This is a genomic window from Nonlabens sp. MB-3u-79 (assembly GCF_002831625.1).
Taxonomy (GTDB): Bacteria; Bacteroidota; Bacteroidia; order Flavobacteriales; family Flavobacteriaceae; genus Nonlabens.
Window position 1 is genome coordinate 1,517,607 of record NZ_CP025116.1, and the last position, 19,441, is coordinate 1,537,047.

The 19,441-nt window shown below is 37.9% G+C and carries 16 protein-coding genes; 7 read left to right on the plus strand and 9 right to left on the minus strand.

Annotated features, from left to right (window positions below):
• Positions 1-67: 67 nt before the first annotated feature.
• Positions 68-523, minus strand: coding sequence for a GAF domain-containing protein (locus tag CW736_RS06675; protein WP_101013223.1), 456 nt, complete (start codon positions 521-523; stop codon positions 68-70).
• Positions 524-595: 72 nt separating this feature from the next.
• Between CW736_RS06675 and xrtF the strand changes: the two genes are divergently transcribed.
• Together xrtF and CW736_RS06685 are read left to right on the plus strand one after the other, a co-directional pair.
• Positions 596-1,138, plus strand: coding sequence for an exosortase family protein XrtF (xrtF, locus tag CW736_RS06680; protein ID WP_101013224.1), 543 nt, complete (start codon positions 596-598; stop codon positions 1,136-1,138).
• A complete protein-coding gene (locus CW736_RS06685; protein ID WP_101013225.1) occupies positions 1,131-1,568 on the plus strand; it encodes an exosortase F system-associated membrane protein in 438 nt (145 codons plus the stop codon). Before xrtF ends, CW736_RS06685 begins: the two co-directional genes overlap by 8 nt.
• 125 nt (positions 1,569-1,693) lie before the next feature.
• Here CW736_RS06685 and CW736_RS06690 read toward each other — a convergent pair whose 3' ends face one another.
• The 8 genes from CW736_RS06690 to miaB all read right to left on the minus strand — a co-directional run bounded on the left by CW736_RS06690 (position 1,694) and on the right by miaB (position 11,439).
• Entirely contained in the window at positions 1,694-4,162 is a 2,469-nt protein-coding gene (locus tag CW736_RS06690; protein ID WP_198519350.1) for a zinc-dependent metalloprotease, read from the minus strand.
• A gap of 628 nt (positions 4,163-4,790) precedes the next feature.
• The gene (gene groL / locus CW736_RS06695; protein WP_101013226.1) at positions 4,791-6,428 is read right to left on the minus strand and encodes a chaperonin GroEL; all 1,638 of its coding nucleotides are present in this window, start codon (positions 6,426-6,428) and stop codon (positions 4,791-4,793) included.
• 99 nt (positions 6,429-6,527) lie between these two features.
• The gene (gene groES, locus CW736_RS06700; protein ID WP_101013227.1) at positions 6,528-6,803 is read right to left on the minus strand and encodes a co-chaperone GroES; all 276 of its coding nucleotides are present in this window, start codon (positions 6,801-6,803) and stop codon (positions 6,528-6,530) included.
• Between the two features lie 145 nt (positions 6,804-6,948).
• On the minus strand, positions 6,949-7,293 hold the full coding sequence (gene secG, locus CW736_RS06705) for a preprotein translocase subunit SecG (RefSeq protein ID WP_101013228.1): 345 nt from the start codon (positions 7,291-7,293) through the stop codon (positions 6,949-6,951).
• On the minus strand, positions 7,293-8,159 hold the full coding sequence (locus CW736_RS06710) for a hypothetical protein (RefSeq protein WP_101013229.1): 867 nt from the start codon (positions 8,157-8,159) through the stop codon (positions 7,293-7,295). The genes secG and CW736_RS06710 overlap by 1 nt, the downstream gene beginning before the upstream one ends.
• Positions 8,153-8,665, minus strand: coding sequence for an LPS assembly lipoprotein LptE (gene lptE / locus CW736_RS06715; protein ID WP_101013230.1), 513 nt, complete (start codon positions 8,663-8,665; stop codon positions 8,153-8,155). Before lptE ends, CW736_RS06710 begins: the two co-directional genes overlap by 7 nt.
• Positions 8,655-9,965, minus strand: a complete 1,311-nt coding sequence (locus CW736_RS06720) for a sigma 54-interacting transcriptional regulator (RefSeq protein ID WP_101013231.1) — start codon at positions 9,963-9,965, stop codon at positions 8,655-8,657. The genes lptE and CW736_RS06720 overlap by 11 nt, the downstream gene beginning before the upstream one ends.
• A gap of 1 nt (position 9,966) precedes the next feature.
• Positions 9,967-11,439 carry a tRNA (N6-isopentenyl adenosine(37)-C2)-methylthiotransferase MiaB gene (gene miaB, locus CW736_RS06725; RefSeq protein ID WP_101013232.1) on the minus strand — a complete coding sequence of 491 codons (1,473 nt, stop codon included), beginning with the start codon at positions 11,437-11,439 and terminating at the stop codon, positions 9,967-9,969.
• A 535-nt stretch (positions 11,440-11,974) separates the two neighbouring features.
• On the opposite strand from miaB, the gene topA reads away from it, so the two are divergent.
• The 5 genes from topA to gldM all read left to right on the plus strand — a co-directional run bounded on the left by topA (position 11,975) and on the right by gldM (position 19,423).
• Positions 11,975-14,500, plus strand: coding sequence for a type I DNA topoisomerase (topA, locus tag CW736_RS06730; RefSeq protein ID WP_101013233.1), 2,526 nt, complete (start codon positions 11,975-11,977; stop codon positions 14,498-14,500).
• A 6-nt stretch (positions 14,501-14,506) separates the two neighbouring features.
• A complete protein-coding gene (locus tag CW736_RS06735; protein WP_101013234.1) occupies positions 14,507-15,664 on the plus strand; it encodes a formimidoylglutamase in 1,158 nt (385 codons plus the stop codon).
• A 108-nt stretch (positions 15,665-15,772) separates the two neighbouring features.
• Positions 15,773-17,134, plus strand: a complete 1,362-nt coding sequence (gldK, locus tag CW736_RS06740; RefSeq protein WP_101013235.1) for a gliding motility lipoprotein GldK — start codon at positions 15,773-15,775, stop codon at positions 17,132-17,134.
• A gap of 48 nt (positions 17,135-17,182) precedes the next feature.
• Positions 17,183-17,842: a gliding motility protein GldL gene (gldL, locus tag CW736_RS06745; RefSeq protein ID WP_101013236.1), complete on the plus strand. Its 660-nt coding sequence runs from the start codon at positions 17,183-17,185 to the stop codon at positions 17,840-17,842.
• 45 nt (positions 17,843-17,887) lie between these two features.
• Complete coding sequence (gene gldM, locus CW736_RS06750; protein ID WP_101013237.1) at positions 17,888-19,423, plus strand: gliding motility protein GldM; 1,536 nt, start codon at positions 17,888-17,890, stop codon at positions 19,421-19,423.
• The last annotated feature ends 18 nt before the right edge of the window (positions 19,424-19,441 follow it).

Here is a 19,441-nt window from a genome sequence, read left to right on the forward strand (position 1 = left end):
AATTTAATTAATTATTACGCTATAATAGAATAAAAGGCACATTTTGCAGTAGGAGGTTAGAAGTATCTTACAACTGTGCCGCCACAAGCTGATTGATCCACTCTAGAAAGCGCTCGTCTTCTTGGTTAAAAGCATTTGCTGTATTGCTATCTATATCGATCTGTCCAATGTTTTTAGCATTCTTGAACATCGGAATAACGATTTCACTTTTCACGTGAATGCTACAAGCGATGTAATTATCTTGTGCATGAACATCATCCACCACAAAATTTGCATTAGACACAGCCACTTGGCCACAAATCCCTTTACCAAATGGAATTACCGTATGGTCGGTAGGTTCTCCGGCTTGATTCCATAAATGTAGAGTCGGTTCTGTTTCATGGGCCATATAAAAACCTACCCAATCATAAGTAGCTATAGCTGATTGAAGTAAGTCGCAAATAGCTTGCATTTTATCTTTAATCACCACATCTGGCTGATTGATAATACTACTAACTTGAGGTTTTAAAGCGTCTGTTTTCATAGGGAAATAATAAGGTACAAAGCTAGGTCATGGTTTTGTTTTAATAACTAACTTTGCCTTAAATAATAAGCATTGAAAGCGTTAAAGCCGTATTATCCAGTTTTTAAGTTTGTAGGCATTTTTGCAATGTTATACATCCTTTTTTCTATTGGTTATTATTTTTTCATAAGTATGGAATGGAGTCAACAACTTTATCCAGATCCTATAACTGCCCAAGTGAGTTATCAAACTCAAGAATTATTAAGGCTAGTGGGCTATAAGGTTCAAACCTTAAATTCTCCAGAGCTTCCTTCGGTAATGATGTTTATTAATGAAGTCAAAGTATATCGCGTCATTGAAGGTTGTAATGCGGTAAGTGTGATGATCTTATTTACAGCTTTTGTAGTTGCTTTTGCTAGAGGCTGGAAGAAGACCCTCTCTTTTTTAATCATTGGAATTGTATTCATATATATAGTGAACTTAATCCGACTGGTGGTTTTAGGGATCGTTTATTACGACTATTCTGACTATGCCGAATTTTCTCATGAAATCATATTCCCAGGAGTGATTTATGGAGCGGTAGTTTTGCTATGGATTTTTTGGATTAGAAATGTAAAGCCTGAGGAAGTTGAATAAAATCATATCTGTAGTTCTTATCGTGATATCGCTATTAGGTTTGGCATCAGTTCGTTTGTTAGAAAACGACTTGTTTTACGATCCTTTTATTGCTTATTTTAAATCCAACTTTCAATTACAACAGCTACCGGATGTAGATAAGGGTCTTTATCTCATTTCAACCGTGTTCCGTTACTTCATCAACTTGTTGTTCACCGTATGTATTATCTGGTTCTTGTACAAAAGCAAAGAGTTTGTCAAAGCTACCTTATGGGTTCATTTGTTTAGTTTTATCATTCTATTAGCTACATTTTTTATTTTACTACCTCTAGAGGATGAATGGGTAAAAATGACCTTGTTCTATATCAGGAGGTTTTTAATTCACCCTATTCTACTGTTTATTTTAGTCCCTGGTTTCTATTTTATCTCTAAGAAGCAGACTGTCTCTTAAATACTTTTCAATTATTTTCTAGTAAGTGTTTTGAAGCTCTTTTTTTATTTGTCTCTAGTTTTTAGGCATAAAAAAAACTGGTTACTAAAGAGTAACCAGTTTCTAAGAATACAATTATGCTAAGCTTATTTAGGGTCTAGAATCATATCGATTCTTTCTTCTAAATCTCTTAGGTGAATTTTTGATAGTCTATCGCTAGTGCGATTAGTTGCACGAGAGGCATCTCTCTTAAGTGTTTCTAATTCCGCACGGACAATAGGTCTGATGTCACTTTGTGCTACATCGATACTTGTACCGCCAAAACGACCACTTGGGGCATCATTAGTCATTATAAAGGCTAATCTTTCTACATAAGCTCTTTGTAGATTACGACGGTAACGATCTATGGTTTGACCTCTTGGAAGTTCTTTGAAAAGTCCTTTTCTCAATTCGGTCATCATGTCTAGTAATCCGTAAGCACTGTTACCGTTTACTTCTTCATTTTCCATAAGACGAGCCATACGTCCAAAGTCAAGAACATTGTTCAATGTGCGTACTTGTATGCTGCGTATTCTTTCGATTCCGCCAGCAGGTTCAATCCTGTTGAATATGTTTTGATCGATCAACCATTCTGGTGTGTCAAATAATTGAGTGTTTAAGAAAGTCATCGCTCGTTCCTGCTTGTCTTTAGGAGCATGCTCATAAACAGCACCTTCTTGACCGTAGGCTTTGTATGTTTCTTTAATTCCACCTATGTTTCCAGAAACATGACCCATATAACGGTTAAACTGTCCTACCAGTTGACCGTACATATTTTCTAGTTCGTCAAAATTTTCTCCTTCTTCACCTGTCCATTTCCCTAAATTAGGAACGATACGCTTTAGGTTTTTAATACCATATTCACTTGCAAGCATAGAATCATCTCCTAAATCTTCTGTTTGAGAAGTATAATCGATTACACCAAATTGCTGACGACCAAATCTATAAACTGGATCTCCAGCTTTTTCAAGAATCCAAGCGTCTAAAGTTTCTTTTTCTTCTTTAGCTGATTTATCTAATATAGGCTTGTAACCCCATGCGATAGAATATTTGTCATAAGGACCTACTTCTGGCATTAAAGCAACATCACCATCTTCTGGTTGTGCTACGTAATTAAAACGTGCATAATCCATGATGGAAGGAGCAGTACCAAATTCTTTTGTAAAAGCAGGGTCTCTCAATTTTTCTACTGGATAAGCGATAGAGCTTCCCATATTATGAGGCAGTCCTAATGTGTGTCCTACTTCATGAGAACTAACAAAACGTATCAAACGTCCCATCACTTCATCATCAAAGTTATTCATACGAGCATCAGGATTGATAGCTGCCGTTTGAATAAAGAACCAGTTGTGTAATAAAGTCATTACATTATGATACCAGTTGATATCACTTTCAAGAATTTCTCCAGATCTTGGGTCACTTACGTGAGGTCCATTTGCATTAGGAATAGGAGATGCTAAATATCTTACGACAGAGTAACGCACATCTTCTGGGCTCCATTCTGGATTCTCTTCCTTAGTAGGCGCGTCTTTTGCTATAATAGCTTCTTTAAAACCAGCAGCTTCAAAGGCAACTTGCCAGTCTTCAATTCCTAGTTTGATGTATTTTCTCCACTGTACAGGAGTCGCAGGGTCGATGTAGTAAACAATTTGTTTTTTAGGTACTACCAGTTCGCCAGCGTTGAATTTTGCTAGGTCCTCGTCTTTTACTTCAAGTCTCCAACGGTCTAAGTAAGTAACCGTCTTCGTTTTTTGATCATTAAGGCCATAATCTTGTTGTCCTCTAGCAAACCATCCTACGCGTTGATCAAAGTAACGTCTCTTCATAGGCACTTTAGGTAAAAGAATCATAGAGTTGCTCATTTCTAAAGAGATAGATTGAACACTACCATTAGAAGGTGGGCTGCTTGAAAAATAAGTTTTCACATGTCTTGATTCAATATTTTGAGGATAAGAGCGCAGCGTATCTATGTAAGATCTAGAATCGTCTAGCCTACTTATCTTCAATCTAGTTCGAGCTCTTTGTGGGAACCCTATCGCTTTTACGTCCTTAGTAAAGAAGTCTGTAACATCGATAACGGTATTATTAGTAAGGCTGTCTTTTTTAATTGCTTTTACAGGAAAAGAATAGAGAATTGGCTCAAAATTGGAGTTTTCTACCGCAATACTTACCGGTAAAGAATCTGCTGCCACAACTTCGTGAGAAACTACTCTTAAAAGAACATCTTTGTTATTTTTTTGCCATCTTAAGGTTTGTGTGTTTTGCTTTCCACCACCGAAGCCTAGGCCTGCAGCGGTCTTTGCGATACGAGTTACCATTAACATCTCTCTGTTAAAAAGGCTGTCTGGAATCTCGTAGAACCATTTGTCTTCTACTTGGTGTACTGTGAATAGCCCTTCATCACTCTTAGCTTCTTTAGTGATGACCTTAGAATAAGGCTGGATATCCCCCTTTTTAGGCTTCTTATCTGAAGCTGTTTTGTCTGCTGGCGCTTTCTTTTTCCCTTGGAAAATGGAGCAGCTAGTTGTCACAGATACAGCAAGGAGCAGTACCATCAACATTTTAATTGTTCGCATTGATTTATAGTTTTTATTGATGTCCTAAATATATTATGATAAAGTTCAATATTTCTTAACAAGGCGTTAACGCGATGGAAGTTTTCTCAATTTGTTCCAAAAAGAGGAGTTAAGTTTATGGAAATTCCGCTTTCGCGAAAGCGAGATGGCAATACAATATATAGTTATACTGAAGCAAATAACTTTGTTATAGGGCAAGTGCTATTTGAAATCCCAAGGGAATGATTAGGTTGTTTTTTAATAAAATTTTTAAAGTTCTAACCTCTATATATTATAACCTACTGGATAGAATGCTCACGTCTATTTTAGTTAAACGATCTCTGGAATTCATCGTTTTTACCTTTTCACCACGCATATCATAAACGAAAAAAGAGGTGAGAGGTCTCGACTTTTTTTTCAGGAAGGATTTGATGTCTGTTAGGTATATACTGGGAGCACTAATTGAGACTTCTTCTTAGCAGCTTATAAAAAAAGTAAATAGCAAGAGTATGCCTAGGTTTTGATAGCTAAAGGGGTGAGTAGGTTTTTATATTGATCAAAAGTAGCGTTTTAAGTAATTGAGGGAGCAAACAAAAAAAGCCATCTCTTAAGAGATGGCTTGATTAAATTATAGAGTTTAAAAAATGATTTACATCATTCCACCCATTCCTCCGCCCATTCCGCCTTGCATGCCACCACCTGCGTTGTCTTCCTTGATTTCTATAAGGGCACACTCTGTGGTAAGGATCATTCCAGCGACAGATGCTGCATTTTCTAATGCGACACGAGTTACTTTTTTAGGATCGATAATACCTTCTTTAAGCATGTCTACATACTTATCGTTTTTAGCATCATAACCGTAATTCCCTGTTGATTCTAGTACTTTAGAAACAACCACACTTCCTTCACCACCTGCGTTCTCTACGATAGTTCTCAAAGGAGATTCTACAGCACGAGCCACGATAGCGATTCCAGTTTCCTCGTCGGCGTTATTAGCTTTTACTTTAGAAAGAACAGCCTTTGCACGTACAAGAGCAACACCACCACCGGCAACGATTCCTTCTTCTACAGCTGCGCGAGTGGCGTTAAGTGCGTCATCTACTCGGTCTTTCTTTTCTTTCATCTCTACTTCACTTGCAGCACCTACATAAAGTACAGCAACTCCACCAGCAAGTTTTGCAAGTCGTTCTTGAAGTTTTTCTTTATCATAGTCAGAAGTGGTATTCTCTATTTGAGACTTGATTTGTCCTACGCGAGACTTGATATCTTCAGCTGTACCGCTTCCGTTTACAATAGTCGTGTTGTCTTTATTGATGTCAACTTTCTCACAAGTTCCCAACATTTCCATTGTTGCGTTTTCAAGAGTAAATCCTCTTTCTTCACTTATTACGGTACCACCAGTTAAAATAGCGATGTCTTCCAGCATTGCTTTTCTACGGTCACCAAAACCTGGAGCCTTAACAGCGGCAATTTTTAATGAACCTCTTAATTTATTTACGACTAGAGTAGCAAGTGCTTCTCCATCTACGTCTTCAGCAATGATAAGAAGTGGTTTACCTGTCTGAGCAACTGGCTCTAGAATAGGCATCAATTCTTTCATGGTAGAGATTTTCTTATCAAATAATAAGATATAAGGATTCTCTAACTCAGTGGTCATCTTTTCAGAATTAGTAACGAAGTATGGAGATAAATACCCACGGTCGAACTGCATTCCTTCTACAACGTCCACATAAGTTTCTGTTCCTTTTGCTTCTTCAACAGTGATCACACCTTCTTTTCCTACTTCTCCAAAAGCCTTAGCAATAAGATCGCCTACAACTTCGTCATTGTTGGAAGAAATAGAAGCAACTTGTTTGATCATCTCGCTCGAGTCACCTACTTTTTTTGCTTGCTTTTCAAGATCTTTAACGATGGCTGCAACAGCTTTGTCGATACCTCTCTTTAAATCCATTGGGTTAGCACCAGCAGCTACGTTTTTCAAGCCTTCTTTTACGATGGCTTGAGCAAGTACTGTAGCGGTAGTAGTTCCATCACCTGCAAGATCGTTTGTTCTTGAAGCAACTTCTTTTACCATTTGAGCACCCATGTTTTCTAGTTCATCTGAAAGCTCAATTTCTTTAGCAACACTTACACCATCTTTAGTTACTACTGGAGCGCCAAACGATTTACCGATGATGACGTTACGACCTTTAGGTCCTAATGTTACTTTTACTGCATTTGCAAGTGCATCAACACCACGTTTGATTCCGTCTCTTGCTTCTATATCAAATTTTATATTTTTTGCCATTTTGTTTTTGTTAATGATTTCTGTGATTTACAAAAATCGTAGTTATTAGTAATCAGTTGATTGATGCTTCCGCTTTCGCGAAAGCGGATCCTCTAAAATTTATACGATCGCAAGAATATCTTCCTCACGCATGATTAAATAATCACTACCGTCTAATTTTAATTCCGTACCACTATATTTTCCATAAAGAACGGTGTCTCCCACTTTTACAGTCATCTCGTGATCTTTTTTTCCTTTTCCTACTGCAACAACTTTTCCTTGTTGTGGTTTTTCTTTTGCTGTATCAGGAATGTATAGACCTGAAGCTGTTTTTTGTTCAGCGGCAGTTGGTTCAATAACTACTCGGTCTGATAAAGGTTGAATATGTAATGCCATTTTGAAAAATGTTTATGTGATTAGTGTTCTTCACGCAGTCCCCATAAATGTGCCAATTGTTATTCACTGACAAAACTGCTGCAAATGAAAATATCCAGCCTTAAGAGCTGGATATTTTGTCAGTTACTGTTATGTTTTTAACATACTACTTGTCAGTAGACGTTTCTTCAGTTGTTGTGTTTGCTGGACTTGGTGTGCTTACAGGAGCCTCAACTGATGTTGGGTCTGTAACATCAATAGCACTTTGCTCTTTCCCTTGAATAAGTGTTGTACTTGCGAGAAGAATAAGCACTAAAAGAGCTGTAGAAAGAACCCAGGTACTTTTATCTAAAAAATCACCAGTTTTCTTTACACCACCTAATTGCTGCGTTCCGCCGCCGCCAAAACTTGATGATAATCCGCCACCCTTAGGGTTTTGCACCATGATCACCACGATTAATAAAAATGATACCAGTACGATAAGCGCTAAAAAGATATAGAATGTTGTCATTATGTAGGGTTACTTTGTAAATTCTTAATTTCTTGAATTTGGTCTGCAAAGAAAGCACTTTTTTCTGGATGTTGCAATACTAAAACCTCATAAGCTTTCAGAGCTTTGGAATAGTTTTTCTGAGCGAGATAAACCTTGGCTAAAGTTTCCGTCATAAATTGACTCGGATCTTGATAGTGGTTGGTTATGTTAACGGGATTACTGGAAGACTTGCGAGGCTTGATTTTAGGCTTTTCAGCAAGGAATTGATCGATGCGAGCCATTTTTCTTGCACGGTCATCTGCCTCTTGAATTTCTTCTTCTACCTTTTTAGCTTTTTTAAATTCTTCATCCACGATTACTGGATTTTTTTCTTGAGGGGCTTCCTTTCGATCTATAGGGGTCAAACTTGTTAATTGCAACCATTGTGAGAAACTATAGGTTTCATTTTTATCAAATTCTAATGGCGCCTCTTCAATGGAAGTCTCTTTTTTCTTTTCAAACAGGTCTGCATCTATAACTTGAGTAAAGTTTTTACTGGCGTTGAGATCTTCCTCAACAAGGGTGTTCCCCGAAATCGAATCAGAGGCTAATGTTGTTTCTTCCTGTTGAATTAATTTGATCTGTTCACTTACTTTATTTTGAATAAAGGACTCAGAGGTTATAAAATCAAATAAGACAGATCTATCTGTGGTATGAGCAGCGGTTCTTTGCAGCTCTTTGTTGTACAGAGGACTGCTTTCATTTTTCAATCCTTTGAGATACATGCTTCGCACCGCTTGGAAATAGGGGTGTTCTTTTATAGCATCTTCTAATGCAGTAAGATGATCAACATGAATGGTTTCAGGTTTTGCTAGTACTTTATTTATGGAAACAGCATCTACCATTTTGCCAGTGTATCGTTAAAAATATCTTGAGTAATCTGTTCATAGATCACTTCTAGTGCAGTTTCTAGCGCACTACCTTGTAGTTGTATGTTTGCGCTATAGTCATAGAAAAAGCTATACTTTTTCTCAAAACTTTCTTCATCAATTTTAGTATTGGTAAATCTTAGGTTGATTTCAATGGTCAGTCTGCTTTGTGATGCCGTACTGTTTGCCGTTGCAGTCATAGGAGCAATGTAAAACCTCGTAATTTCTCCCTGATATAGATAATCACCATTTCTAGTAACCAGGCTTAATCGAGATTGGTCTTGGATTAAATCTTGTAAATCAAGCGTAAAGGTCCTTTCAATACCCGGTTCCACAAGGGTAGCTTGATAGCCAAAATAATCAACCTGAAAAGTTTTTACATCTGCTGGAAGTGTGACACCGCTTAAGCTGTAAAAGCCGCAGGAGGTCAAGCTTAAAAAAGCAAGACCGACTAGTAAGAAGCGCAAGTTTCTAAAGATCATATTGTTTGATTTTACGGTAAAGCGTGCGTTCTGAGATTCCAAGATCATCTGCAGCGGCTTTTCTTTTTCCTTTATGTCTTTCTAAAGACTTTTTTATCAATTCTATTTCCTTGTCTGCCAAAGAAAGTGATTCCTCTTCCACTATTTCTTGTGCAAAATCGTAACGATCGCTAGCTGCTGCTGTTGCTGCAGGTTCTACATAGTGATTGGTTTCTGTGCTAGGGGTATTTGATGGGGTAACTGGTTCTTCCTGGTTGAAGTCGTAAGCATTATCGATCACATCTTCATAATCTTGCTCGCTGCTTTCCTGACTGCCATAAATACGTTTGATCAACCCTGGGTTATCTTCTCTTACATCTTTGGAACTACCGCTTTCCATAAGCTCATTGGTCAGCTTTTTAAGGTCGTTGAGATCATTTTTCATATCAAACAACACTTTGTATAAGATCTCCCGCTCGTTAGCAAACTCGCTTTCGCTTCTTTTCTTTTCACCTATTACTGCTGGTAAATTTTTTCCTGCATCAGGCAAATAGTTTTGTAACATAGCTGCGGTGATGTTACGCTCCTTTTCTAAAACACTAATTTGCTCTGCAATATTGCGCAGTTGTCTTATGTTACCGCTCCATCTGTAATTAGTAAGCATGGAAATGGCATTCTCATCGAGTCGTAGTGTGGGCATCTTATACTTCATAGCAAAGTCACTCGCAAATTTTCTAAAAAGCAAGTGAATATCCCCTTTGCGTTCTCTTAATGGGGGCAAATCTATTTCTACCGTACTCAATCGATAATAAAGATCTTCTCTAAATTTCCCTTTCTCGATGGCTTCAAACAGTTTTACATTAGTAGCCGCTACGATACGTACATCTGTTTTTTGTGTTCCCGAAGACCCTACCTTAAGAAATTCTCCGTTTTCCAATACACGCAATAAACGCACTTGGGTGGGCAGCGGCAATTCTCCTACTTCATCTAGGAAAATAGTTCCTCCATCAGCCACTTCAAAATAACCAGATCTAGTGGAGGTAGCTCCCGTAAAAGCTCCTTTTTCATGGCCAAATAATTCAGAATCTATGGTTCCCTCGGGAATTGCACCACAGTTGACTGCGATATACTTAGCGTGTTTTCTAAAGGATTGCGAGTGAATAATTTTAGGAATACTTTCCTTACCAACACCACTTTCTCCAGTAACAAGCACCGAGATATCTGTAGGAGCAACTTGCAAGGCTTTTTCAATAGACCTATTAAAACTAGGGTCGTTACCTATAAGTTCAAAACGCTGTTTAACCGATTGTACACTTTCCATATTACACGGTATCGTAAGTTAATGGTCCTTCCAGGTCGCTATAACCTATGGCTTTCCCTATTAAAGTTGCGCTTGTACAATCCGTAATTTCTACCATCACAGATTCACCTACTTTATAATTTTCCTTGTCAAAAATGGCAACGTAATTCTGGGTGTTTCTTCCAGCCCAGTGTTGATCAGATTTCTTAGATTCTTTTTCTATAAGACACTCTACCGTTTTACCTACAAAGTATTGGGCTCTTTCATGACCTGTTCTTCTTTGAACAGCGATGATTTCACTAAGTCTGCGGCTTTTAGTTTCTTCTGGCACATCATCTTCCAGTTTGCGAGCTGCCATAGTTCCTGGCCGCTCTGAATAAGCAAACATAAAACCGTAATCGTATTTTACATACTCCATAAGACTCAAAGTGTCTTGATGTTCTTCTTCTGTTTCTGTTGGGAAACCAGTAATCATGTCCTGAGAAACCGCACATTCTGGTATGATAGCATGAACGCGATCGATGAGTCTCATGTATTCTTCACGCGTGTGCAAGCGGTTCATTTCTTTTAAAATACGATCACTTCCAGATTGAACAGGTAAGTGAATGTAGTTGCAAATATTTCTGTGCGCTGCGATTGCATGGAGTACATCATCGCTAATATCTTGCGGATTGCTCGTAGAGAACCGCACTCTTAAATGTGGGTGTGCGTTAGCTACTTTATGTAATAATTGAGCAAAATCAACCGCCGTAGCTTTAGCCATTTTACTCGCTTTCTTAAAATCTTTTTTGAGTCCGCCGCCATACCAGAGGAAAGAATCTACATTCTGTCCCAATAAAGTAATCTCTCTAAAACCCTTGTTCCATAGGTCATTGACTTCTTCCATAATAGAGTGTGGATCACGGCTGCGTTCCCGACCACGAGTAAAGGGAACAACGCAAAACGTACACATATTATCACAGCCTCTTGTAATGGATACAAAAGCGGTTACTCCATTAGAGTTTAATCGCACTGGCGCAATGTCTCCGTAGGTTTCATCTTTAGAAAGAAGTACGTTAACGGCCTCCCGGCCTTCATCGATCTCAGCTACTAGATTAGGTAGGTCTTTATAGGCATCTGGTCCTACGACCATATCAACAATCTTTTCTTCTTCTAGAAATTTAGATTTCAAACGTTCCGCCATACAACCAAGAACACCTACTTTCATATTAGGGTTTTTCTTATTCTTTACACGGTTGTATTTCTCTAGTCTTTTACGCACAGTTTGTTCGGCCTTGTCACGTATGGAACAAGTGTTTACCAGTACAAGGTCTGCTTCTTCCATATTGTTAGTGGTGTTGAATCCTTCTTTTGCAAGAATAGAGGCAACGATCTCACTGTCAGAAAAGTTCATCTGACAGCCGAAACTTTCTATATAGAGTTTGCGGGTGTTTTTTGCATTATGCTCCAACAAGACAGCAGTTCCTTGTTTTTCTTCTTCAATAATCTTTTCCATCAAGCGTCATCTTAAATATAACCCTGCAAATATATGTATTTTGAATGTTTTATGACACAATGTCAGCATGATCTTAACAGCTATTTTTTGATTCGTTCTTGTGCTATGGATTTTAGATAGGTTTTAAGTTATATATAAAGGACAGTTTTTGTGGGTATCTCGCTTTCGCGAAAGCGAAATAACACCTATTCCCCACCTTAAAATAAAGATTTTTATATATGGAGTAGTATCAGAACCGGTTAGCTTAGGAATTTAATGCCAATTTGTTTTTTAAATGACGTATTAAAAATTTGAATTATTTTTTATCCAGTTTAGGAATAAAATCTAAGCATAGCATTAGTTACGGTTCTATTTTATGACGACTAATGGGTGAAAAAGAAACTAATTTTATGCGGCATTTGAAAGATACCTTGGTATAACAACCAAGACCTGAACGTTTTAAAATAAAACCTTTCTTTTTAACTACTTGTTTAACAGTAGTTTGCGGGGTTAAAAAAAATAACGCATACCTTTGCATTCCAAAATATAAAGCTTAATGGCAAAGAACCTTGTTATTGTAGAGTCGCCGGCAAAGGCAAAAACGATAGAAAAATTTCTAGGAAAGGATTTTAAAGTGGAGTCCAGTTTTGGACATATCGCTGATCTTCCGTCAAAGGAATTAGGTGTGGATGTGGATAAAAATTTTGCTCCTAAATACGTAGTGAGTAGCGATAAGAAGGATCTGGTAAAAAAGCTCAAAAAATTAGCTGCTGCTTCAGACATGGTTTGGCTGGCGAGTGATGAAGACCGAGAGGGTGAAGCTATTGCATGGCACTTGTCAGAGCAACTTGACCTTAAAAAAGAAAAGACCAAGAGAATTGTTTTTAACGCCATTACTAAAAGTGCTGTTCAAAAAGCCATTGATAATCCAAGGTCTATAGATTACGACTTGGTAAATGCGCAACAAGCACGTCGTATTCTAGACCGTATTGTAGGTTATGAAATATCGCCTATTTTATGGCGTAAGGTAAAAGGAGGGGCTAGTGCAGGCCGTGTGCAGTCAGTAGCTGTGCGATTAATCGTAGAGCGTGAAGAGGAAATATTAAACTTTAATTCTGAAAATTTCTTTAGAGTTGATGCAGATTTTAATACGGCAGATGGTTCCTTGCTAAAAGCAAAGTTGCCAAGTAATTTAAAATCACTTCAAGCAGCTCAAGATTTCCTTAATATCAATAAAGGAGCAAAATTTGATGTGGCTGACCTTGTTAAAAAGCCAGCAAAAAAGTCTCCAGCACCCCCGTTTACAACTTCTACCTTACAGCAAGAAGCTTCACGTAAATTGTTTTTTAATGTAAGTCGTACCATGCAATTGGCACAACGTCTTTACGAAGCAGGACTCATCACTTATATGAGAACAGACTCGGTGAACTTAAGTAATGAAGCAAAGGATGGAGCACAAGAAGAAATAAGCAAAACCTACGGAGAGCAATACCACAAGGAACGCAACTATAAAGGGAAGTCTAAAGGTGCTCAAGAAGCGCATGAAGCTATACGTCCAACTAATTTTGCTGTTTCCAGCTCTGGTGCCGATCGCGACCAGACACGTCTGTATGAATTGATCTGGAAAAGAGCGATTGCCAGTCAGATGAGTGATGCCAAATTAGAACGTACCAATGTCACCATTACAGCAGATACCCACGATAAGAAATTTACAGCTAGTGGAGAGATTGTAAAGTTTGAAGGATTCCTTAAGGTATATCTAGAAAGTACTGATGATGAAGACCTAGAGCAACAAGGTTTACTGCCAGATCTTAAAATAGGACAAAACTTGCTAAATAAAAGGATCACCGCGACAGAGCGTTTTTCAAGACCTCCGTATCGTTATACAGAGGCTTCTTTAGTAAAACAATTAGAAGAATTAGGAATAGGACGTCCATCAACTTACGCACCTACCATTACGACTATACAGAACAGGAAATATATTGAAAAAGGCCAGTCTGAAGGTCTAGAACGGGACTATGTGCAACTTACTTTAAGTGAAGATAAAGTGGCAGAGAAAAAGCTTACCGAGAAAACAGGTTCTGATAAAAATAAAATGATTCCTACTGACGTAGGTCGGGTGGTCAACAACTTTTTAGTAGAACACTTTGGTAGTATTTTAGATTATAATTTCACTGCAAACGTGGAAGAGTCTTTTGATAATATTGCTGAGGGTAAAGAAGTATGGACTGATATGATGAGTCTTTTCTATAAGACTTTCCATCCTACGGTACAAGATGTTGCAGAAAATGCAGAGCGAGAAGTAGGAGAACGTATTTTAGGGACTCATCCAGAAAGTGGTAAGCCTATCAGTGTGCGTTTGGGGAGATTTGGTGCTATGGCACAAATCGGTAGTGCAGAAGATGAGGAGAAGCCTGAATTTGCAAGTTTACTGCCTACTCAAAACTTGAATACCATTACGCTAGAGGAAGTCATGGAGTTGTTCAAGTTGCCGAGAACAGTAGGAGAGTATAACGGTCATCCTGTGGAGGTCAATCAAGGGCGTTTCGGTCCTTATGTAAAGTTCAACGAAAAGACTTTTGTAAGTCTAGAAAAGGACGACGATCCCATGACGCTTACTTTTGAGCGTGCTGCAGAGTTGATCCAGATGAAAGAAATTGCAGATGCTCCTGTTTATGTGTATGATGAGCAACCCGTTACCAAAGGCGCAGGTAGATTTGGTCCCTATATCAAATGGGCAGGAATGTTTATTTCAGTGAATAAGAAATACGACTTTGATAACCTTTCTAATGATGATATTGAAACCTTAATCAAGGACAAAATTCAGAAAGAGAAAGATAAATTAATTGTAGACTGGGAAGAAGAAGGTATACGTATTGAGAAAGCCCGTTGGGGAAGACACAATATTATTAAAGGGAAAATCAAGGTAGAGATTGCCAAAGAGATCGACCCTTTAAAGGTTACCTTAGAAAGAGCTCAAGAGCTTATAGCAAAAAAAACTCCCAAGAAAAAGGCCGCTGCTAAAAAGAAAGCGCCTGCTAAGAAAAAAGCGCCTGCTAAAAAGAAAACGACAAAAAAATAAATTGCAATGGCTTTAGAATTTCTAAAACCTCTGAATGATGCGGTGGTTGCTCATGCTAAGTTACAACCTAAGCAAACTATAGCAAAAACGATTCGTTTACATACTGCGACCGATGGCTTGCCTGACCTTAGTGGTGTAAAGCTGGTTGTTATAGGTGTTTTAGAAAACCGCAGAGATGCAAACGCCTTGTTCCAAGTAGATAGCTTAGATCAGGTGCGAGAGAAGCTCTACGAGCTGTATCCAGGGAACTGGACCAGTAACTTGGCAGATCTAGGAGATGTGCATGCGGGGGATACCGTAGAGGACACGTATTACGTCGTCAACCAGCTGACAGCTTATTTTTTAAGAGAATCTATTATTCCTATATTTTTAGGAGGTAGCCAAGATTTGATGTATCCTATTTACAGAGCCTTTGATGAGTTTCAACACATGATAAATGTGGTAAATGTGGACTGTAGATTTGATTTAGGAGATATTGATTTGCCTATAACCTCCCGCAGTTACATAGGTAAGATGATCACAGTAGAGCCGTATAATTTATTTAATTATAGTAATCTCGGTTTTCAGACTTATTTTAATTCGCAAGAAGAAATTGACCTGTTGGACAGAATGTATTTTGATGCCGTTCGATTGGGTCATCTAGATAATGATATTACACTGGCAGAGTCTGTTCTACGTGATGCAGATGTGGTAGGGGTAGATATGAGCGTCGTACGGGCGAGTGATGTAGCTTTCGCAAAAGCGAACCCCAATGGGCTTGATGGGAAGCAAATTTGCAGTTTGTCTAGGTATTCAGGTATTAGTGATCGATTAAAGGCGTATGGAATCTTTGAAATAAACAGCGAGAGAAATACGGGTTCACAGTTGGTAGCAGAAATGATCTGGTATTTTATGGAAGGTTACAATTATCGGAGTTTTGAGTATCCTGTCGATGTTTCTAAAAACTGTTTGACCTACAAAGTGCCTGTAGAAAATGAAATCCTTACTTTTTACAAGTCTACTGACACAGGGCGCTGGTGGATAGAATTGCCTTTTATTTCTTTAGTTAATAATAAACTAAAGCAACATACGTTATTACCTTGCGACCGTCGTGATTATGAAATGGCATGTGATCAAGTCTTGCCAGATAGGTGGTTGAAAGCCAGACGTAAAAACGAAATATAAAAGTTAAAGCTTGTTTTATTTCAATTTAATGAGAAAAAAAAGTTGCGGAATCGAAATCTTTTAAATAGGTTTACGCCCTTAATTCATAAAGAAAACATAAATACCCTTATGAAAAAGTTATTTATCCTTTTAGCAGTAGTTGCCTTTCTTGCAAGTTGTGGTAAAGGAGACCGAGGAATGGTAGTAGGAACCAAAGGAAAGAAGTGGCATCCTGAAAAGCCCTATGGTATGACCTTAGTGCCTGGTGGTGCATTTATTATGGGTAAAAGTGATGATGACATCGCTGCTACACGTAATGCTCCAACAAAAACCGTTACAGTTCCATCCTATTATATGGATGAAACTGAAATTACAAATGCAGAATATCGACAGTTCGTTTATTGGACAAGAGATTCTTTATTCAGAACGGAATTAGCTATTATGGCCGAAAACCAAAGTGCTCTTCCGGGAGACAATGGTATCGGTGAATTTGCTTTTCTTGATGCAGACGGTGCAAATGGAGATGTTTTAACCCCATGGCAGGAATATGTTCAAAACACTTACGGAGGATTAGATCGTAAGTTGAACAACGATGTAGATTTAATCTGGGATACAGAAGAAATTCCAGACGAGTTTTATGCTGAGGTATACGATCTGATGTACATTCCTTTTGATCAAGCTTATAACGGAGAGCGCACTATTGATACTGAAAAGATCATCTTTACTTATACAGATTTAGATGTGAATGCTGCCGCTAGAAATCGTGATGAAAACAAAACTAGAAAGGACTTCATTTCTCAAACACCTGTAAAGATATATCCAGATACTACAGTATGGATTCGTGATTTTAACTACAGTTATAACGAGCCTATGCATAATGATTATTTTTATCATGAAGCATATAGTGATTATCCAGTAGTAGGTGTAAACTGGAATCAAGCTAGGGCTTTTTGTCAATGGAGAACCTTGTATCACAATGCATATCGCAAGAAAAAAAATGTAGAACGAGTTAATGAGTACCGTCTTCCTACTGAGGCAGAATGGGAATATGCAGCTCGTGGTGGATTAGAAGGAGCGACTTACCCTTGGGGTGGTCCATATGCAAAGAACGACAGAGGTTGTTTCCTTGCCAACTTTAAACCACTAAGAGGAGATTATGCAGCAGATCAAGCTTTATATACTGTTGAGGCTCAATCTTACGAGCCTAATGAATACAATTTATACAACATGGCAGGGAATGTGTCTGAATGGGTGAACTCTTCTTATGAAGCGGGAGCATATGACCAGATGTCTTCTATGAGTCCTATTGTAAACGATAAAAACAATAAACGCAAAGGAGTACGCGGTGGATCATGGAAAGATGTTTCTTACTTCCTTCAAGTAGGTACACGTGATTACGAATACCAAGATAGTGCAAGAAGCTATATAGGTTTCCGTACGGTACAGTCCTATATGGGTACAGATCTAACGCTCAATGCAGGTACAAACTAATTTTCCCAATAATAAAAAGTAACTTAACAAAACTAAAAACTTAACAACATGGCACAGTCTAAAGCAACAAAGAAATTATTTAACATGGCTTACGGTATAGGAGCCTCTATCGTAATTATCGGAGCACTTTTTAAGATTCTTCACTGGGAACTTGATTTAGTATTCTATAAATTAACTGGTGGTGATCTATTAGCCATAGGTCTGATTACAGAAGCATTGATTTTCTTTGTATCGGCTTTTGAGCCTGTAGAAGATGATTTAGATTGGTCATTAGTTTATCCAGAATTAGCTGGTGGACAAATGGTGGGTGGAAAATCAAAAAAAGATGCACCCGAAGATGCTCAAGGATTGTTATCTAAGAAATTAGATGAGATGCTTAAAGAAGCAAAACTTGATGGTGAATTAATGACTAGTTTGGGAGACAGCATGCGTTCTTTTGAAGGCGCTGCTAAAGGAATTGCTCCTACTGCTGAAGCCATGTCTTCTACTAAAAAATATTCTGAAGAAATGGCTCTTGCCGCTGCTCAAATGGAATCTTTAAACAGCCTTTATAAGATTCAAGTTGAGAGTTCTTCACGTCAAAACCAAGCTAATGAAGCGATTACTGAAAACGCTACAAAACTTCAAGAACAAATGGCCGGTCTTACGAATAACTTGTCTTCTCTTAATGGTGTGTATGGTAACATGCTAGGAGCTATGAAAGGATAATTAGTTTCATACTTTATATAATTTAACAAAACTAATTAGAATATTATGGCAGGAGGAAAACAGTCCCCAAGACAGAAGATGATTAACCTAATGTATTTGGTTTTCATCGCTATGCTCGCATTAAATATGAGTAAGGAAGTGTTACAAGCTTTTGGTCTTATAGAAGAAAACTTAAGTACGAGTAATACAGCTTTAGCAGAGGTTAACTCTGCTGCACTAGCAGATTTAAATCAAAAGGCACTCACTAACGCTACTCAATACGAAGCTGCTGCGGCAACTGCACAGCAGGTCTCTAAATTGAGTAATGAGTATAACGATTACTTAGAGAGTGTCAAGATAAAGCTTACCTCAACTATAGAGGAAGGTTCTGAAAAAGATTATCAAGTACAAGATAAAACGGACATACTGGATAATGCTTTTTTTGTAGGTGATAAACTTAAGCCAGAGGGTAAAGAGTTTAAGTCTAAAATGGATCAGTTTAAAAACGATATGATTGCTTCACTTGGTGATGGATATACAGCAGTGAAATCTGATTTAACAACAAAGTTTGATACATCTGACGAAACAGACCTTGAAGGTTTGAAGCGTGAGTATTTAGAATACAACTACAAAGGCTATCCCTTAATTGCATCAAAAACAAAACTTACTTTTCTTCAAAATGAAGTTCGTAATGTGGAGTCTGATGTAATGAGCCAATTGTTACAAGGTAAGTTGATCCAGATCGCTTCCATGAACAATTATAAATCGATCGTTAACCTAGACAAAACTGCATTTTTTAATGGTGAAGCTGTTACAGGTACGGTTGTTTTAGGTCGTTATGATGACACTACAGTACCTAGTAAGGTAGTGATCAACGGTCAAGAGGTAAAAAAGGAAGATATCAAAAACGGGCAGATCCCTTTGAATTTAGGTTCAGGTAGTGTTGGTGAGAAAAAAATCACTGGATACATGGAGTTTATTGAAAATGATGAGGTCATAAAAATTCCTATTGAATCTGAGTATGCTGTTATTCCAAAACCAAATTCTGCTACCATATCTGCAGATAAAATGAATGTTGTTTACAGAGGAGTTGAAAATCCTATGACGGTTGCATTTGCAGGTGTTCCAGATAATAAAGTTAGTGTTTCTGGTGCAGGTCTTTCTAAGGCAGGTACAGGTTATATGATGAAGCCAGGTGCTGGTAAAACAGTTACGATTACGGCTACGGGTACGTTACCTAATGGTGATAGAGTTTCTGATTCAAAGGAGTTCCGTATCAAAAATTTACCACGTCCTACTGGAATGGTAAGTAAGGCATACGAAAACATTGCTAAAACAAGAGCTAATTTAGAAATCTCTACAGTTTCTGCAGAGTTTTTAGATTTTGATTTTGATTTAACTCCAAGGGTTACAGGTTTCTTATTCAAGGTACCTGGGCAACCATCTGTACCGGTATCTGGAACTAAGCTAAGTTCAAGTGCAACTAATGTACTTAGAAAAGCTCGTAAAGGAGATCTAGTTCAGTTTGCACAAATTAAAGCTGTGTTACCTGGAGTAAATGTGCAAAGTGTCTCTGACGTAACAGTTGAGATTACAGATTAATTTAAAAAAGATTTACAA